Here is a 17974-nt window from a genome sequence, read left to right on the forward strand (position 1 = left end):
TCCCCATTACCTTGACATTTTTGTTTATGGATGATGCTTTAGAGACTCACCCCAAAGCGACTCTTCTGGTGGTCGATGACACACCAGATAATTTGGCTTTTATGAGTGGATTATTAAAGGACTTCTACCGGGTCAAAATTGCTAATAATGGTGAAAAAGCGCTTAAAATTGCCCAAACTCTGCCATCACCAGACCTGATCTTGCTGGATATTATGATGCCCGGCATGGATGGTTATGAGGTTTGTTTCCGTCTCAAGGCCAACCCCGCTACCCAGTCAATTCCCGTGATCTTTTTAACCGCAAAGGCAGAAATGGAGGATGAACAAAAGGGCCTGGAATTAGGGGCCGCCGACTACCTCACTAAACCCGTGAGTCCTCCGATCCTCATGGCCCGTGTCAAAACCCAATTGGCCCTCAAGGCCTCCGCGGATTTTCTGCGGGATAAAAATGCTTTTTTAGAGCAGGAAGTGGCCAGACGCACCCAGGAGATCATGGCCATTCAGGATGTCACTATTCAGGTCATGGCCTCCCTGGCGGAAACCCGCGACAACGAAACGGGAAATCATATCCGCCGCACCCAAAATTACGTCCGGGCCCTAGCGGAACAGTTAAGAAATCATCCCCGCTTCCAGGCTTTTTTGACAGATCACACTATTAAGATGCTCTATAAATCTGCGCCCCTCCACGACATCGGTAAAGTGGGTATTCCAGACCGTATTTTGCTGAAGCCCGGTCGCCTGACCCCGGAGGAGTTCGAGATCATAAAAACCCACACCACCCTAGGGCGGGATGCCATTGTCCAAGCGGAGAAAAGTTTGGGAATGAAGGTGGGCTTTTTGCAAATGGCTAAGGAAATTGCCTATTCTCACCAGGAAAAATGGGACGGTACAGGCTATCCCGAGGGCCTATCGGGAGAGGATATTCCCATCTCAGCTCGTTTAATGGCCCTGGCAGATGTCTATGATGCACTGATTAGTCGCCGGGTCTATAAGGAACCCATACCCCACGAGCAAGCCATTGAGATTATTCAAGCCGGTCGGGGCCAGCATTTTGATCCCGATATAGTAGAGGCGTTTCTGGCCATACACCATACCTTTAAAGCAATTGCTGAACAGTTTGTCGATGACCATAACAAGACGCCTTAGTCGTTCTGCTCTATAGACTGAAAAATCAACCCTTTACCAAGGCTAGTTGATAGTTCATCATTGTAAAGATGAAGATCTCGCTGGGGGAAAGGAATACTAATTTGATGCTCATTAAAAACCTCTAAAATTGCACAGTTCAAATCGCTAATAACTCGTTTTTTATTATTGATATCATCTAGCCAAAACTTGAGTTCAAAATTCAAGCAAGAATCACCAAAACCGAGAAAAAAAGCAACAGGATTAGGGTCAGCAAGAATTTTAGGATGATTGGTTGCAATCGCTAATAGAAGTTGAATCACTTCTTCAGATTTCGATTCATAACCAACCCCAATGGACACTGAACAATAGACCAGACGATCACTCCCTGTATAGGTAGTTAAATCTGAGGTAAAAAACTTTTGATTAGGAATAACTTTTTCAGCATTATCTAATAAACGAACCACTGTTGTTGCCCGAATACCAAGCCTCGTTACGCGACAGGTATCCCCATCCACACTCACCACATCCCCTGGTCTTAAAACCCCTTCAAACAGTAAAAGAATGCCACTGACAAAATTACTGACAACCTGCTGTAACCCAAAACCAATACCAACGGATAGGCCCCCCGTAATCGCGGCAACAGCCGTTCCATTTACCCCAACAGCTCCCAGAATAATCACAATCCCCAGACTAATTAAAAAATAACGAATTAACAATAAGCTGGCTTCAATTTTGCCACGTTCTAGTTCCGCTTTAGAGTTCAAAAGATTGAGGGTAATTTCTTCTAGAATTACAACGGTTACAATCCAAAAATAAAAGCCTGTGATTAACCCAATCAGAGAGCCAATTGTAACCACACTGCCAAACAATTTAAAGAGATAAATTTGAAATAAGGACTGAAGATTGTCATTTAACGTGGCCATACTACCGACGATAAATAAGACGATTAGAGGGGTGAAGAGACGACTTTGATAAGCGCGAATAATTCTCACTGGGAAAAGATTGTAGAGAGCCATCATCCCCAAACGATAAATAACGTAAACTATCATTAAACGGAAGGCTCTAATCACTAAACCATCCGTCCATTCTAAGGAATAAAAGAGGAGACGGCCTAATCCCAATAGTCCTAAACCAAGTAGGGGAAAATCTAAGGATTGAATGAAAAACGCTCGGTATTCTCGCCAGGAAAGTCGTTTATCTCCTAGGGAAAAATTAGTAAAATTTGGGAATTTATGCTGGAGCCAATGCCACAAAAATTTGGAGAAAAACCAGGCAAAAATTAAGGAAGAAAAAATCACTATCCACTGATGTTGTACCTCTGGACGACGCAGAAAAATGCCTTGTCGCAGGAAAAGGTCTGATAGGGTGGGAATTTGAGTTTCCATTGGTAAAAATAGAGAATCTAATGGGTTGGGGAAGAGCTAGTGGGTTTCATGGTAAGTCCTAGTTGGCGGTTAATTAATTCAGTCAGTTCTTGGGCTGCTTGCTCAGTCGAAATTTCGCCTGCGATCGCCGACTGATAGAGTGATTCTGCCACATCAAAACTGGGAAGAATTTTCGCTAAATTATCGAGGCGAATGGCAACGGCTGTCTTGGCTTGCTCTAGTAAAACGGATTCAATCGGTAAAAAGGCTTGATCCATTAACACTTGGCGATTGGTAGGAATAAGACTTTCGGTTTGAACAATACCTTGAAGTTGATGTTCGGGATTCGTTAAAAATTTGCCGAGGGCAATCGCCAAAGCACTTTCATTGTCCGACGTGCTCCGATTAATCATCAAGGTTTCTGTATAAAGAAAAGGAGTTGCTTTAAAGGGTTTGTTTCCAGGTAACAGTGCCACTTTTAGATTCTCTTTTAAGATTTTTTTAAAGGTAGCAATTTCAGAGGAATTGCAGACATAATAGGTTAAAAATCCCTTAAGAAATGCTTTGTCCAGGATTTTATGATCCGTTCTCAGTATCACAAAATTTCGTTGCGTAACTGCTTGTTTGAGCCAGGTTAACCATTTGCTCCAGGCGGCTAAACTAATTTCTATTTGACCCTGATCATTGACCAAGTAGCCACCAAAATTACCGATTCCCCAAAAGGTATCTTCAAAGTTAGAAACCATGCCAATGGAATAGCCTTTTTTTGCTCTTTCTATTAATTCATCTAGGGTTTTTGGTGGTTGACTGAGGCTAGAATTATCACTGTTTTGTAATTTTGCCTGGTTATAGCATAGCACTTGAGTACTGGATTTTAAAGGGATACCATAGAGTTTATCTTGATAACGAATTTGTTGGATATTGGCAGGGAAATAGCGATTTAGATCCATCTCGGCAGGGGCGATCGCCCGAAGACGCTTACTTTCAATTAAGGCTGGTAAGTTGCGGTTCAATTCGATCAAGGCACTAGCACCAAATCCCTTTTGAGATTGCCCAATAAACTTCGAGATAATTTGCTCTTTAGGAAGGTGAATACTTTGGATTTTAACATTAGGGTTAAGTTGTTCAAATTCTTGAAAACTATCATTAATTAATTTGGCCGCCTCAGGCTCTAAAGAATGCCAGATCAATAAATTACCTTGAAGTTGATTACCCGTTAGAGGAACTTCCTCATTACTACAAGCTGTAATACAAGTCAAAGAAAAAACAAGCAGTAAAAGTAAATATCTCCATGTTAGCCATTTTTTAAAAGAAAATTCTGTCTTTAATTGCTTTTTAGCTATGGCCAAAATATCTCTCACTGGCGTTAACAGAGCAAACATTTTGACAATCCTTTTTCTTGAAAATCAGAAATCGTACAGGGCAACAAGTTATTAAACAAGGAGGAAAAGTAATTACCATTTTTTACCAAGTCCTACTTTTTGACAAAGATCAAGGATTTTCCTGCTTGAATTTTTTAATGGCATCAATTAACTTTTGCACAGAAGCCTGACTAATAAAATCCAACTTAAACTGTTCACCCTGGCTCAAATATTCCGCATAAGCAGATTGTAAATAGGGACGAAATTTTTCATTTTGATTAATATAAACTTCAAAAAAAGAAATCTCAATAGCCGCCGTGTAATCAGTGATTAAATTCTGACTGGGTAAAGTTAATTGGGTCACAGTTTCAATGCTTTTACTCAGACCTGCATCCAATTCCGAAAAGTTAACGTGGGCTTGCCCTTCGACCATGGCCCAATATTTTTTGGGGCTTCCCAACCAGGTAAAAGAGGCGGCTTGTTCTAAGGCAGGCGGAGCGGCAGGATCATAGCTTCCTGAACCCAACATGATAGGAATGGTAATTTTACTTAGTCCCTTGGGGCCAAAAATGCCGCGATTGACAGGATTGGCCGCAAACACCGCTTTAACTCGATTATCTCGAAAGTTATAGGTTTGTCGGGGTAAATCTAAGGCACGACATTCTAGTAAAAGAGCAATGTTAACACCACCATAAAGTTGATCGCATTCCTGTTTAAGATAGTCAAAATCAATTTCTGCACCGGCGATCGCTAGGGCCGTATACCCCCCGAAGGAATGGCCGCCCATGCCCACATTTTGCAAATCTAACCTATTTTGAAACTCAGCAGCATTACGCCGTTCTAGCTCATCAATGACAAAGCTAATATCTTTAGGACGGTTAATAAAATCATTGAGATCAAAAGCGTCCCGATGGTAGCCTTCCAGCACTTCCTTGGCCCAAATACTATCACTACCAGGATGTTGGGGAGCCGCCACCAAAAAACCGTAGGACGCTAAACGCTCTAAAGCTTGGCCATAATCTTCAGGACGGGAGGCTAACCCATGGGAAAAAACCACCACCGGCCTTTTTCCGTCAGTGGATTGGGGAATATAAACATCCACATAAAAGGAGCGATCGCGGCTTTTATCAGTTAAATTCCAAACTTGTTTAGTAACTTTATAGGGGCCAACCTGACGCAGATCCGTTAACTGGGAATAGTCCACAGGGCGATCGGTGGCAGCTTCCTGGGCAGTCAACTGACGAAGTTCACTAATCAGAGTTTCCGTTGCTAGGATAAATTTATTAGCCTCCTGAGCAAAACCCAACAATAGTTCTCCCTGGAACTGCATGTTAGTCGGCAATTTTTTTAGGACATTGATCAAGGTAAAACCTTGAGGATCAAAAGCCGCTTGAACCAAAGCAGCTCTAAGAGCAGACTTCCCATTACTGCCTCCCTGAATTGTAATACCTCTACCTAGACGAGTGAGAATATCTTCACCAATACTAGTATTGAAAAAACGAGATACAACTACTGGCGATAAATCAATCTTTTTAGTCAGGGCCTCTCGAAAGGCAGCTTTTTGTTCGGGTGTTGTAAACTGAAGATAAAATTCGAGATTTTTATTGATCTTTCCTTCTTTGGCAAACAATTCCAATGAACTAATCTCAACGGAAAAGTTCAGGGGATTATAGATAAAAAATAGCTTTTCAGCAGCCTGCACTGGCATTACTGTTAAACAAGTAGCTCCGATTGCTAACAAAAAGGAGCTTATTTTCCCTATTGGATACCGTAAATCATGAGCTTTAAGCATTTGGAGTGGCTAATGGATGACTAAATTTATTTAAGTTGTACGATGGTCGAGATAAATGTACAGAGGGAAATACACCAAAACTAAAAATGAAAGCTAGCAGAAAGAAAGGGGCCATTAAAACTTTCGGAAAAGCCAAAGGCATTACTACCACTGCCGTTCTGATAATTGATTTCATAGAAACGATATCCTAGTTGCAGGGAGATATTTTCCCGCACCCAATAATCCATACCAAAGAGTAGATTCCAACTATAGTCAGTGTCTCCTGCAAGGCCAAAGCCTGAGTAATCTCCCCGTAACCAGAGGGAAATGGGATCGGAAAGTTGAATCCCCACCTTTGCGCCGAGCAAAGGCTCAAACCATAGCTTACTCGCTTGATAGGTATTTTGGGCCGTCCCTTCAAGATTGACCAGCGTGCTCGAAATTTGATAATTGATGGTGTTTTCTAGACTTAAATTGAGACTATTGAGCCGAGTGCCAACAATAGGTTGAAACCAGATTCTCGGGAAGCTTTGGCCCGATGGCTCCTTTGGCAAGCTGATCGGCGGTGTGTCACCAAAATTATAGGTAAGCGCAAAATCATAAATACCCTGATTAAACGTGAGGCTACTACTAATATCATTGGCAACCTGTTGCGGGTCTCGATTCTCGACAAAATCTTGAATCGTTTCTAGTTTTTCAAGTTTCTGATTCACCTGAGCTTGGGTTTCCTCCAAGGCCCCTTGCAGTTGTTTTAAGGGTTCACTATCTTGGATTTGGCGTAGTTCATCTATTTTTTGTCGAGTTTCTGTCAGGGTTGCTTGGAGCGCTTGGAGATTTTGTCGTACTTGATCTAGGCTCGGTGGCTGACCAATTCGCTCAATTTTATCCTGGATATCTTGAAGCTTATCCTGGTTTTTAGCAATGGCACTATTAATCGCAATGGCCGCTTTTACTTTTTGATCTGCATCGAGTTCAAACCCCGCTTCCCGAAAATTTTTAAGGTCTTCTACTTTTGCTGTCAACGTTTCTAAGCGCTGTTCTTTTTGGGCAAAATCGTCCTTGGCTTGATCAATGCGGCCCGCTAAATTCCCGAGAGCGTCCCTATCCTGCCCAAGCGTTTCCTTCAGCGTTTTAAGATTATTTGTCAGCGTCGCTAACTTGGTCTGGATCTCGGTTGCTTTAAGCTCCTTGGTCTCTCTGAACGTTTGAACCTGCTGATCGAATTGATCGGCAAATGCTCCTAGGTTCGTGTTAATTCCCCGGCTTAAAAGATAGTCCACCGTATTAAAGACACTCGGCGTGCGCGTATTGACCCGTTGAATGCTATTGACAGCCCCTAAGTTGGCATAATAGCCATCAATAATGAAACCCCAATTTCCTTTCCAAGCTTCCACTCGACCACTAGCCGTAAATTTTAGAGATTGCAACAGAGAGCCCAGACCCAGGCTATAGTTCACCGTTCGACCTCTAACCGTCGCACTGCCGTAGGTACTTACAGGCACCGTAACATAGGGCTGAAAGGTAAACCGCCAGCGATTATCATCTTGAATTGGTGAGGACTGACTCAACTCAGGAGACGCGGGGGCCGGTGCCGGCGGGGGTAAAAATTTCTGAGAAATTAGGGTATTTGGTGTTGTAGATAGAATTTCTAAATCCGAGGCGCAGGAACTCGTCGGAGCGGGCAAGGGTTGATCTTCTTCCAAACTGGATTCGGTCGGTGCAATCGCATTTAATTTCGGGATAGCCCTATTGCAGGAACTAACTAATTTTTCTGCTGTGGTTATTGAAGATAGTTGAACAGGGTTAGCCAGTACTTTTTGTGCCAATATTCCAGATGCGCCAATTAAAAATCCTTGGATGATTAATGTTAATGTGATGGATTTTTTTTTATTTTTAGACACGGTGATCATTCCTATGAGTTTTTTTAAATGCAATCCATTTAACCAGGGGCTACGCATCTAATTTGTAAAAAGCAGATTAGACAAGGGTTTGAGAAGTTACTTGAGTTTTTCAGTAAATCCCAGAACCATTGCCAGATATGGGTTTGATAATTTAAATGCGTTTACCCTGTCCATTTAACCTGCGTTCGAGGATTAGTGACTGGTAATGCCGTCCATAATTTTTTCCATTACCTGGTCAACCGTAAAGCTGGCAGCTTTTTGGCGCGGAGGAAACTCCTCAAAAGTTGAAATAAATTGAGCAACCAACGGTTGAGCCGCTAATACCAAAGGAATGTGATCAAACATCCAATCCCAATAGGTATTCGAGGTAATATCGGCACGTTCATAGGGATCGGTGCGGAGATTGAACAGTTTTGGCACGCGCAATACGACAAAAGGTTCAGCCCAAATTTGACAAGTACCTTGTACTCGTTGTTCCATGAAAACGGTTTTCCAATGATCATAACGTAGGGCCATTAAGTTGCCATCATCACTAAAGTAGAAATATTCTAAGCGTGGGCTTTTTTCAACTTCTCCTTTCAGGTAAGGAACAAGGTTATAGCCATCAAGATGTACCTTGAAAGTTTTATTCCCTGCCTGATGACCCTTGAGTAGTTTTTCCTTAATCTCTGGATCACCCGCGATCGCCAGCAAAGTCGGCAACCAATCCAGATGACTGACAATTTCATTGGAGATCGTACCCGGTTCAATCACACCAGGCCAGCGAATCAGTTCAGGAACCCGAAAGGCTCCTTCCCAGTTCGTATTTTTTTCACTGCGAAAAGGAGTCATCCCTGCATCGGGCCAGGAATTCATGTGGGGGCCGTTATCGGTGCTATACATAACAAACGTATTATCCGTAATACCGAGAGCATCGAGATAATCGAGCAATTCACCCACACATTTATCGTGGTCAATCATCACATCGTGGTATTCCGACTGCCAACGTCCCGACTGCCCTAAACTCTCAGGTTTCGCATGGGTGCGGAAGTGCATATGGGTCGTATTAAACCAGACAAAGAAGGGAATATCGGCCTTGACTTGGCGATCGATAAAATCCTTAGCTTTCGCTAGAACTTCATCATCAATAGTTTGCATCCGCTTTTTAGTCAATGCGCCCGTATCAACAATGCTTTGGGTCCCGTCGGGGTTCGCTTTACAGTCCAGTACACCGCGTGGGCCAAAATTTTTCTTGTAATTGGGAAAATCAGCAGCAGGAGGATAGTCTCGTAGTTCGGGTTCTTCTTCGGCGTTGAGGTGATAGAGATTGCCGAAAAATTCATCAAAGCCGTGATTAGTCGGCAACATTTCATCTTTATCGCCCAGATGATTTTTACCAAATTGACCTGTGGCGTAACCCATCGGTTTCAGTAATTCGGCGATCGTGGGGTCTTCGGAACGCATTCCTAAATTGGCTCCAGGCATTCCGACTTTACTTAAGCCTGTGCGAAAAACGCATTGACCTGTAATAAAAGCCGATCGCCCTGCGGTACAACTTTGTTCGGCGTAGGAATCAGTGAATAGCATTCCTTCTTTAGCAATACGATCAATATTCGGGGTTTTGTAACCCATTAAGCCATGGGTGTAACAACTGAGATTGGATTGACCAATATCGTCACCCCAGATAATCAAAATATTGGGTTGTTTTGTTGACATTTTTGATTCCCCATTCAATATTAAATCGGAACTATTCGATTATAAATTAATAAGCGGTTTAGAAATCTAAAGATTTAATAATGACTCCAATAAAACTAATGAAGCCAATCACTAATAAGGCTACCCCAACAATTTCCGCGCTGTGAGACTCTTCGTAGGTATAGCGATCACGTTGAATTTGCTTCAATAATTGACGGTGTTCTTTCAATCCTAAAGCCATTCCTAACATTCCTGTGCCAATAAAAGCCAAACCGACAATTACCGAAAATCTGACAGGATCAACGTGATGAACCACTTCAGTACGCTCAATGGTTCTCACAATTGTAGGAATGCCAAAACCAAAACCAATCAGAGATAAAGAAGTACGAATCCAAGCCATTAAGGTACGGTCAGCGGCGGCTCGACTTCTATATTTAGCCAGTTCAGTGCGATCGCTGGCTAATTCATTAGTAGAAAGTGGCTTAGAGGGTTCAGGATCCTTAGGAAATTGATTCATAATTATTGCAACAAAAATAAGGGTTTAATGCTTATAAATAATCTATGATTATTCGTTTTTTGTTGAGACTGGGATTCTAATTCTTTGGTTAAAAAATGATTTAAAAAAGTTCGGATTAGGGCGACGATTCCAAGTTTGCCTAAAGAATCAAAGGAAGAACTTAAAGTTGTAGTAAGAATATCGGCCCCTAACTGAAATTCTAAAGCCATTACCAACCACATCCCAAATTCTAGTCGGATTTGCGAAAATTTGTTTGGGCCATGATGACGATTAAGGGTGATCGCGAGTTGTCCTATTTTTACGATCCCTAAGATAATACAAAATACAGCAATAGCTTCTAGTAAGAACTTAAACAAGGTAATAACCAGAGCTAATCCACCTTCTAAATGTTCCAATAACTCCACTAAGTTCACCTCATTTTCAACTAAATATTAGGTTGCTATTTTCAGTTTGTGCTTATACCAAATTGAATATAAAATGCCAAAAACAGATCCTAAAATTAGGTAAGCAATCAAAGTAGGAACAACTTGCTTTTGTATGTCATTTAAAACTGCAATAAATAAGGCTAAACCGACATTACGAGCAATACAGGAAATGGCTAAAATAGACCGTTTATCTCCATCAGAGCCGCCTAAAAAATGTCCAATTGCTAGAGATATAATGACCATAATTGTGATCGCAACGAGAGGTAATCCCCAAATTTTAAACATCAAAGGAAGCCCAACAATAGAGGCTAGAATAATCACCACTAAAAATAAACCATTGGAAACAATTGTTAACGGACGAGCGATTGCCTCTGCATACTTAGTCCCAAATTTTTGTAACAAAAGACCGAGAGAAACAGGCAAAAATTGTACTAGTGTGACTTGTCGTGCAACTTCTAAAATCTTTACTTTGTCTGGAATTCCTTGAAAGAAAACAGAAAAAATACTTAAGGTTACAGGGGTAATGATAACGGAAAGTAAAGCCAAAGTTAATTGAAGACTGGCCGAATAGCGAAATCTGGCTCCTGCCATTTGCGATCGCTTTGTGGTTAGAGGCGCACCAGGAGAAGCGGCTAAAAAAGCTAATCCGATCATGACTTCGGAGGGTAAATGGAACAACTTGAGCAGGATAACAACGACAAGCGGAACTAGTACTGCCACTGCGAAAAGTGCGCGAAAGAGTAAAGCAGGTTTTTGCCAAAAAGAGAGCATTTTCTCTAGGGAGAAATTAACCCCTGTCGATAACATTAGAGAAAAGATGGTAGCTTTGACAAGAAGCATTAAAAAAAGATGGTTCATCGTTTTAAGTTACCATTTTAATTTCAACTACCGACTGATGAAACTTAGAAAGTTTGATAAAAACTCAATCTTCCCACGCCCATATCAAAGCCAATGGGATTTGGCCCCGCAGGAAACGTTGTCACGGAAAATAAATAGGTTCCTGACACTGATGGATTTTGATTAGCTTCTAAGCGAATACTAAAGCCTGTTCCTGGTGGAATGGGAGGATCGAAAATGACAGCGATCGCCTGCGTTTTGGGATCTTGGCTGGCTTTTAAAGCGAAGGCTTGCCCCTGACTATTTTGAGTGCCTTGAAAAGCAGTGGTATTCGCTAAATTAAACTGGATCGTCTGAACATTAGGTTGGGGTTGAATGGTTACTTTTCCTAACGATTGAACAGAATTTTTAGGCAGATCAAACGTGAAATAGTAATGGGCATTGGGCCAGTTTATTCGGCTGTCGGGAGTTTCTGTTGTTACTAGGTTAGGTGGCTGACCTGTAAAAAAGGTGCTGTTTTCAGGAAAAGGTAAAGTTTGAGCGAATCCACTAGGAATAGATAAACTCAAACTGCTGATCGCGCTAATCGCAAATACTAAGAGACGCATAGAAAATTTATCACGCTTATCGTGCAGGGCCACCGTAACCGCCCGTCAGTCCAACCCCGCGAGTTCCTGCTCCGACTCCATGAAAACCAGGGCCAACCCCACCACCAGCACCAATCCAATCAATAAACAAAGCCGTTGCACCACCTGATTTTGGCAGTTCACCTTCAATAATTTTATACTTATAAATTAGGTCTTTGCCTTCCATCACAGGATTACTGATTTCGATCACAGCCAACGTATTTTCTTGATTGCTGCCTTCATAGACAGAGAGGGTGGCATTGGGAGGATCATTTTTAAAGTTGTCTGCCCCCGCTTTATCTGTCCATTCATCGAAATAGGCAGGCATAGTGAGATTTCCTGCTACTCGTTTCGGGCGATCAGAAAAATATAGAGTTTGGGGGTTAACATTGACTAAACGCAGGGTTTTATCTTTCGGGTTAGCCTTAAAATTTTCTGACGTTTGTACGAACATTAATTGTACTTTTTGATCAGAAGTACTTTCTTGTTTTATGGGCTTGCTCTGAGCAGAGCTAATAACAGGAAATGCCCAGGGAGTTATTGTCAATAGAGCAGTAACTAGAAAAAGAACAGGATGAGTCGAGTGTTGAATGAGTTTCATAGACTTCATGGTGAGATTGATCCTTAAAATTGATTGTGGTTAAAGGCCATCGCTCTCTCCCAATTCGAGAAAAAGCGATCGCCAATTCTGGTTTGTTTTAACTACTCGGAAACGTGATTGTTTCGTTGGGCAGATTCGAGTTTCTTGATGTCTTGCGGTGACAGTTGCGGGCGATCGAGTTTCACCGTCAACTTGTTGAGCTTGCCAGTGAAAGCGAATGGCGGCTGATAATCTGCGTCGTTAACGCCGGTCAAGGTATCGGAGCCAATGTCGAAGCTCTCGTCCCATTGCAGGATCATCGGCAGGGTCTTGGGCATCGTCTTAGTAGCCACCACATTGCCGTCAACTTTGAGCGTACCAACGCCAGGTCGTCCAACACCGGAGAAGTCATTGAAAGCAAGGGTGCCGGCCCCGAGACCATCGTACTTGAAGTCGAACTCCACAGTGTGCTTGCCAGGGGAGAGCGCCTCGGTTCCCTCCCATTTTAGTCGCTCCAGGTCAACCATATTCCAGAGCCACACCGGTTTACCCTTGAGTAGGTAAAAGCCATAGCCACCAAAGCGTCCGCCGGAGGTCAGCATGATACCCTCCGCACCACCTTGGGGCACCTCAATGTCCGCCGTGACGGAATAGGAGGTGTTGAGCAGGAGTGGTGAATCGCCCTGGGGCAGGCCGACCATCGGCCGGGTGTAAACGAACTCGCTACGGCCTGCGGTGATGTTGGGTCGAGGTGCGACGATGCGGGCCGCCACCGAGGCATCCAATGGGAAGACCTGGTGTTTCCGGGCCTCGGCAACGAACTCCTGCCTCATTTCCTTCACCTTCTGCGGGTTTTGCGCCGCAATGTCTTGAGCTTGGGTGAATTCATTGTTCAGGTTGTAGAGCTGGAATACTTGGTTGTTGAGCGGATCGGGATTAGCGGGGCCAAATGCGTCCCAGGGAGCGCGATTTACCTTAGTGCTGAGTACCCAACCGTCCTTATATAACGCCCACTGGCCCATCATTTCAAAGTACTGAGTAGTGTGACGCGAAGGGGCCTTGGCGTTCTTAGAGTCGAAGGTGTAGAGGAAACTGGTGCCTTCAATCGGCGACTGCCGGATGCCGTCAACCACTTCGGGGGGTCGGATGCCAGCGGCTTCGAGGATTGTCGGCACGACATCGATCACATGGACAAACTGCTGGCGCAAAGCACCTTTATCCTTAATGCGCGCCGGCCACGACACCACCATGTTCTGGTTAATGCCGCCCAGCCGCGACGCATTTTGTTTGAACCAGTCAAATGGGGTATCGAAGGCCCACGACCAGCCAGCAGACATATGGTTGTAGGTCTGCTCAGTACCCCAAACATCATAAAACTTCAGCTGTACATCGGCGGGCAATTTATTCAAGCCATTGAAGAAAGCCACCTCGTTTGGCGTACCCAGAGGGCCCCCCTCGGCACTGGTCCCGTTGTCGCCGTTGATGTAGATGATTAGTGTGTTGTCGAGCTTGCCGAGATCCTGGAATTGCTGAACCACTCGCCCGATCTCGTGATCGCTATAGGCGGCGTAGGCGGCGAAGACCTCGACCTGACGAATGAAGAGCTTCTTCTCGTCAGCCGTGAGTTGATCCCACGGTTTCAGGATGTCACTGGGCCAGGGCGTTAACTTGGCATCCTGGGGAATTACGCCGAGTTTCTTCTGGTTCTCAAAGATGCGTTCCCGCAGTTTTTCATAGCCGTCGTCAAACAAGTGCAGGTTGTGAATTTTATCCACCCATTCTTTGGTCGGATGGTGCGGTGCATGGGTGGCGCCAGGGGCGTACTTGATGAAGATCGGCTTGCTTGGACTGATCTGATTCATTCGCGTCATGTAGTCGATCGCATCGTCAGCCATGGCGGTGATCAGGTTCCAACTGCCTTCCTGACCCTTGAAGGGATAAATCTGCGTCGTGTTGCGGAATAGGTTGGGTTGCCACTGGTTAGCATCGCCACCGACAAAGCCATAGAAGTACTCGAAGCCCATGCCGGTCGGCCACTGGTCAAAGGGGCCAACCTGACTGGCCTGGAACGCGGGCACATTGTGATCCTTACCAAACCAAGCGGTGGAATAGCCGTTGTCCTTTAGTATTCGGCCAATCGTCGCTTTGTCTCGTTCAATGATGCTGTTATAGCCGGGGAAGCCGGTGGACTGCTCAGAAATCACGCCAAACCCGGCAGAGTGATGATTACGTCCGGTAATCAGCGCCGCCCGTGTCGGTGAACACAATGCCGTCGAGAACATCCGGTTATAACGCAGGCCCTCTCTGGCAATGCGATCCATGGTCGGGGTTGGAATCACTCCGCCGAAGGTGCTCGGTACGCCGAACCCAGCGTCGTCAGTGATGATCAGCAGTACGTTGGGGGCATCCTGGGGCGGTACAATGCGGGGTGCCCACCAGGGTTTGGACTGTAGGGCATCGTCCTTGATCACCCCGCCAAATTTGGGAGCAGGAGCAGGAAGTTGCTCCCCACTGATGGACATGGTGGCACTGGGCGAACCCGGTACGCCGTTAATTTTTTGGGCGAGGACAGGAAACCACCAGAAACTAGAGGTCATGACCATCACCAGGGAGAGAAATCCCGCAAAGATTGGCTGAAAATGACCTGGCAGGAGGTACTTCAGAAGAGATTTGAGTTTGCTGAGCATAGTTAGTCCATAGGGTTGAAGCTGATTTTAGGTTTTACTTAATGCGAGAAATCTAGGATGTCTCCTCTGGAGTGGCCAAACGAAACCCGATATGGGAAGTCCCGGTATCAGGGGATTGGGCCTCTCGCGCCGAGGGCCGGTAACGACTGCAATAATTTTTAGCGCAGAGAAAGGAACCGCCTTTGATAACGTGTTTAGTAACGCCGGGATCGCGGGGATCAAAGCTCTGTTTTTTGTCAGCAACCCAGGGATTAATTTTTCCCGCCAACTCATCATGGCCGGGGGCATACCAGTCTTGAGTCCACTCCCACACATTGCCGGTCATGTCGTACAGGCCGTAACCGTTAGGGGAAAAGGAAGCGACGGGAGCTGTACCTAAATAGCCGTCCTTTCGGGTATTGGTGACTGGAAATTTTCCCTGCCAAGTATTAGCCTTTTGAGGGGAATAGGTACTACCCCAGCTAAAAACCTGGTCAGTTAAGCCCCCCCGCGCTGCGAATTCCCATTGGGCTTCCGTTGGCAAGGATTTACCGGCCCAGGCCGCGTAGGCTTGGGCATCCTCGTAGGCGATATGAACGACAGGATGATTTTCACGACCGGTAAGGTCACTATCAGGCCCCTCCGGATGTCGCCAGTTGGCCCCAGTCACCCAATGCCACCAACTAAGTTCGGTAACGGGTTGATCGGGAGGGACGGGACGAAACACCACCGAACCGGGTTGTCGTTCTTCCTCGCTGAGGTCAGGAAACTGTTCTACCGAAAGGGGACGTTCGGCGACCGTGACATAACCAGTTGCCTGAACAAATTGAGCAAATTGGGCGTTGGTGATTTCATGACTATCCATACAAAACGCATTCACTGTAACGGCTTCGGCAGCTCGTTCCTCTATCCATTGGTTATCGGCTCCCATCCGAAATGTTCCCCCAGGAATGACCACCATCTCTTCAGGGCAAGCTAAAACCATTGGCTCTAGCAATAGCCAGGCAATAATCGCTAAACCCAAAATCCATAATTGCTTCGGAAATACAGCCATAAAACCCGTTGATTAGTGGGATGAACGCATTACCTTTAATGTCGTTTAGGACGATAAATAACTTGTTTGTTGTTTAAGCAATTTTTTGGATAGCGGGTGGATTCCACGTTCCATTTAAGACGGCGGGTTTAGGAGAATACAAACGCAGGGTAACTCCCAATTGACCCTGGGGAGGAGAGGGCAACCAATTCGTTTCTTGATCCTTGCCAGGGGATTGGGCTTGAATGTAAATATCCAAAGAACCATCGGCATTGTATTGCAAATTAGAGCGATCGCCTAAGGCAAAACGATTGAGGGAATTGGGGACTTGATACCCTTCGGCATCGTACATCGTAATAGACCAAAACGCCTCTACAGGAGGTAGTTCCTCTGGCTCAAAATGCAAGATATAGTTATTCTCCCCTTGTAAGGGTTTGCCCTCCGCATCACAAACATTTAAAGGATAAATGGCATCCTCAGGGCAATTTGCCCCTAAACCCACCATCGTAATAATGGCCCGTTTGAGATAATCATTCCCATACACGCCTACCGTATTGGTATTCATCTGCCAACCATTAATAACTGGAGCAAGGGTTGGCGTTTTCTCCTTCATGATCTGCAATCCATCTACTACCGCCCGTTTTAATCCAGCTTGTATGGCCGAAGAAGCATTATTAAAATCAAAACTTTCCCCTACTTTCAGCCCAATACGCTCTAAACGGGCCAGAATAGACCAATCAGTAACGTGAGGAGTGTGTAATTTCATCAACTCTGCTCCGTAGCTGAAATACTGTTCTGCTGTCAGGGTGTTGACCTGAGTCAGAGGATCCGTTTTCATATCTACGGTGGGATCAATTACGGTTTTGACAGGAGTAACAGTTTTACCCCATTGCGAAAGTGGCGTTAATTTAAGGCTATCCTGAAGGTGATTCACTGCTCCATAGTCTTCGACCCCATTGGTTTGAATTCGTCCAATAATCCAGAAGTAGGGCGTGGGAGACTCAATTTTCCCGACACCTTCAGGTAATTCCCCTTGCCATTTTTGCGGGACAACGGCGTAATTTTGGGCATGGGTGCCACTGGTACGCTTACCAGGAACCGCAAACACATCCGTCCACATATCCAAGAGAGGCAGAAGATAATACCGTCCCTGGGTATCTGGCAGAGACAGGATCATCGGCTCCGGAGTAATATCAACCCATGCCAGCGTATATAACGTATCGAAATTGGGACGCACGACAACTCGTAAATCGGCAGGAGGAAATTGTCGCAAACTCTGAAATTCATTCACAGGGCCAAATCCAGGCTTTTCTCCTGATAGATAGTTGGTAAAAACCTTGCGGGATACATCCATCGTGATTAAGGGATAGAAATAGTGATAAGCCTCAATACCGATTTCATAGGCTTGTTTTTCGCTGACAAGGTTCATATTCATAGATTATTTCATCTTTTAGGAATGGATAAAAAAACGATCGCAATAGTATTAGGAAAGAAATCGCAATATGTATTGCTAGTCGCTTATAAAAGCGACCCATGTAACCTATTCATTAACCATTGATGCAGGAACTTGTACGGAGAAATCTCCACAAATTACAGCCAGCTTAGTCGGATTATTCAGGTCAGTTCCTCTGACTAGTTGGGGATCCGCCGGCCGGGTTTGACCGGGTTGGGTATTTTGACAAATGATAGTCGTAATTTGGGGATTTTGGCCGGGGGTAATAAAAGCGGCGCCAACGTAGGCCTTGAGTTGGCTCGACAGGGGAGATTGGGCAGGAATTAGATAACTGTAGGCAGCTTCCGAGGTAGTCCGCACCGCGTAGTCAAAGGTATTCGGTAAAGTAATACCAAAATCCTGCTGAATATTGTCAACTTGGGCTCGGAAATTGCCATTATTTTGGTAGTAGGTTCGCTGGCCCTCTGTCATTTTGGCGACAGCCTTGAGGGCCGCATTTTGGGCTTGATCCACGGAGGTATCCTGAGCAGAGACAGGGGCCATGGCTAAAAAACTTGGTTCTGAAAAGCCCAAGACTGTCAAAGGTGTTACTGCTAGTAAAAAAAGAGAGAATTTCATTAAATTTACCAATTTACTTGATGA

Annotated in this window: 15 protein-coding genes; 1 reads left to right on the forward strand and 14 read right to left on the reverse strand. The window is 44.7% G+C overall.

Annotated features, from left to right (window positions below):
- Nucleotides 1–26 precede the first annotated feature (26 nt).
- On the forward strand, nucleotides 27–1145 hold the full coding sequence (locus ABXS88_RS06010) for a two-component system response regulator (protein ID WP_353674277.1): 1119 nt from the start codon (nucleotides 27–29) through the stop codon (nucleotides 1143–1145).
- On the opposite strand, the gene ABXS88_RS06015 is transcribed toward ABXS88_RS06010, so the two are convergent.
- From ABXS88_RS06015 to ABXS88_RS06080, 14 genes are all read right to left on the reverse strand, one after another.
- Nucleotides 1142–2143 carry a mechanosensitive ion channel domain-containing protein gene (locus ABXS88_RS06015; protein ID WP_353674278.1) on the reverse strand — a complete coding sequence of 334 codons (1002 nt, stop codon included), beginning with the start codon at nucleotides 2141–2143 and terminating at the stop codon, nucleotides 1142–1144. The two genes, ABXS88_RS06010 and ABXS88_RS06015, sit on opposite strands and share 4 nt — an antisense overlap.
- 383 nt (nucleotides 2144–2526) lie before the next feature.
- Nucleotides 2527–3870, reverse strand: a complete 1344-nt coding sequence (locus tag ABXS88_RS06020) for an extracellular solute-binding protein (protein ID WP_353674279.1) — start codon at nucleotides 3868–3870, stop codon at nucleotides 2527–2529.
- Between the two features lie 109 nt (nucleotides 3871–3979).
- Entirely contained in the window at nucleotides 3980–5557 is a 1578-nt protein-coding gene (locus ABXS88_RS06025; protein WP_353674280.1) for an alpha/beta hydrolase, read from the reverse strand.
- Between the two features lie 164 nt (nucleotides 5558–5721).
- Entirely contained in the window at nucleotides 5722–7521 is a 1800-nt protein-coding gene (locus ABXS88_RS06030; protein WP_353674281.1) for a hypothetical protein, read from the reverse strand.
- 192 nt (nucleotides 7522–7713) lie between these two features.
- Nucleotides 7714–9216, reverse strand: coding sequence for an arylsulfatase (locus tag ABXS88_RS06035; protein ID WP_353674282.1), 1503 nt, complete (start codon nucleotides 9214–9216; stop codon nucleotides 7714–7716).
- Nucleotides 9217–9274: 58 nt separating this feature from the next.
- Entirely contained in the window at nucleotides 9275–9712 is a 438-nt protein-coding gene (locus tag ABXS88_RS06040) for a DUF202 domain-containing protein (protein ID WP_353674283.1), read from the reverse strand.
- 2 nt (nucleotides 9713–9714) lie between these two features.
- Entirely contained in the window at nucleotides 9715–10116 is a 402-nt protein-coding gene (locus ABXS88_RS06045) for a DUF1622 domain-containing protein (protein WP_353674284.1), read from the reverse strand.
- Between the two features lie 27 nt (nucleotides 10117–10143).
- Entirely contained in the window at nucleotides 10144–10995 is an 852-nt protein-coding gene (locus ABXS88_RS06050; RefSeq protein WP_353674285.1) for a hypothetical protein, read from the reverse strand.
- 44 nt (nucleotides 10996–11039) lie between these two features.
- The gene (locus ABXS88_RS06055) at nucleotides 11040–11615 is read right to left on the reverse strand and encodes a DUF2808 domain-containing protein (RefSeq protein ID WP_353674286.1); all 576 of its coding nucleotides are present in this window, start codon (nucleotides 11613–11615) and stop codon (nucleotides 11040–11042) included.
- Nucleotides 11599–12201: a hypothetical protein gene (locus ABXS88_RS06060; protein ID WP_353674287.1), complete on the reverse strand. Its 603-nt coding sequence runs from the start codon at nucleotides 12199–12201 to the stop codon at nucleotides 11599–11601. Before ABXS88_RS06060 ends, ABXS88_RS06055 begins: the two co-directional genes overlap by 17 nt.
- A gap of 101 nt (nucleotides 12202–12302) precedes the next feature.
- Nucleotides 12303–14867: an arylsulfatase gene (locus tag ABXS88_RS06065; protein ID WP_353674288.1), complete on the reverse strand. Its 2565-nt coding sequence runs from the start codon at nucleotides 14865–14867 to the stop codon at nucleotides 12303–12305.
- A 52-nt stretch (nucleotides 14868–14919) separates the two neighbouring features.
- Complete coding sequence (locus ABXS88_RS06070; protein WP_353674289.1) at nucleotides 14920–15900, reverse strand: formylglycine-generating enzyme family protein; 981 nt, start codon at nucleotides 15898–15900, stop codon at nucleotides 14920–14922.
- Nucleotides 15901–15973: 73 nt separating this feature from the next.
- Nucleotides 15974–17314: a DUF1254 domain-containing protein gene (locus tag ABXS88_RS06075; RefSeq protein ID WP_353674290.1), complete on the reverse strand. Its 1341-nt coding sequence runs from the start codon at nucleotides 17312–17314 to the stop codon at nucleotides 15974–15976.
- 105 nt (nucleotides 17315–17419) lie between these two features.
- Nucleotides 17420–17875, reverse strand: coding sequence for a type IV pilin-like G/H family protein (locus tag ABXS88_RS06080; RefSeq protein ID WP_353674291.1), 456 nt, complete (start codon nucleotides 17873–17875; stop codon nucleotides 17420–17422).
- Nucleotides 17876–17974 lie beyond the last annotated feature (99 nt).

The organism is Synechocystis sp. LKSZ1 (assembly GCF_040436315.1).
Taxonomy (GTDB): Bacteria; Cyanobacteriota; Cyanobacteriia; order Cyanobacteriales; family Microcystaceae; genus Synechocystis.

What these genes read in the sequence shown, in the direction of transcription:
- ABXS88_RS06015 (WP_353674278.1), bottom strand. Translation starts at nt 2,143, where the DNA reads ATGATGGCTCTCTACAATCTTTTCCCAGTGAGAATTATTCGCGCTTAT.
- ABXS88_RS06035 (WP_353674282.1), bottom strand. Translation starts at nt 9,216, where the DNA reads ATGTCAACAAAACAACCCAATATTTTGATTATCTGGGGTGACGATATT.
- ABXS88_RS06010 (WP_353674277.1), top strand. Translation starts at nt 27, where the DNA reads ATGGATGATGCTTTAGAGACTCACCCCAAAGCGACTCTTCTGGTGGTC.
- ABXS88_RS06060 (WP_353674287.1), bottom strand. Translation starts at nt 12,201, where the DNA reads ATGAAACTCATTCAACACTCGACTCATCCTGTTCTTTTTCTAGTTACT.
- ABXS88_RS06075 (WP_353674290.1), bottom strand. Translation starts at nt 17,314, where the DNA reads ATGAATATGAACCTTGTCAGCGAAAAACAAGCCTATGAAATCGGTATT.
- ABXS88_RS06050 (WP_353674285.1), bottom strand. Translation starts at nt 10,995, where the DNA reads ATGAACCATCTTTTTTTAATGCTTCTTGTCAAAGCTACCATCTTTTCT.
- ABXS88_RS06040 (WP_353674283.1), bottom strand. Translation starts at nt 9,712, where the DNA reads ATGAATCAATTTCCTAAGGATCCTGAACCCTCTAAGCCACTTTCTACT.
- ABXS88_RS06020 (WP_353674279.1), bottom strand. Translation starts at nt 3,870, where the DNA reads ATGTTTGCTCTGTTAACGCCAGTGAGAGATATTTTGGCCATAGCTAAA.
- ABXS88_RS06070 (WP_353674289.1), bottom strand. Translation starts at nt 15,900, where the DNA reads ATGGCTGTATTTCCGAAGCAATTATGGATTTTGGGTTTAGCGATTATT.
- ABXS88_RS06025 (WP_353674280.1), bottom strand. Translation starts at nt 5,557, where the DNA reads ATGCCAGTGCAGGCTGCTGAAAAGCTATTTTTTATCTATAATCCCCTG.
- ABXS88_RS06080 (WP_353674291.1), bottom strand. Translation starts at nt 17,875, where the DNA reads ATGGCCCCTGTCTCTGCTCAGGATACCTCCGTGGATCAAGCCCAAAAT.
- ABXS88_RS06065 (WP_353674288.1), bottom strand. Translation starts at nt 14,867, where the DNA reads ATGCTCAGCAAACTCAAATCTCTTCTGAAGTACCTCCTGCCAGGTCAT.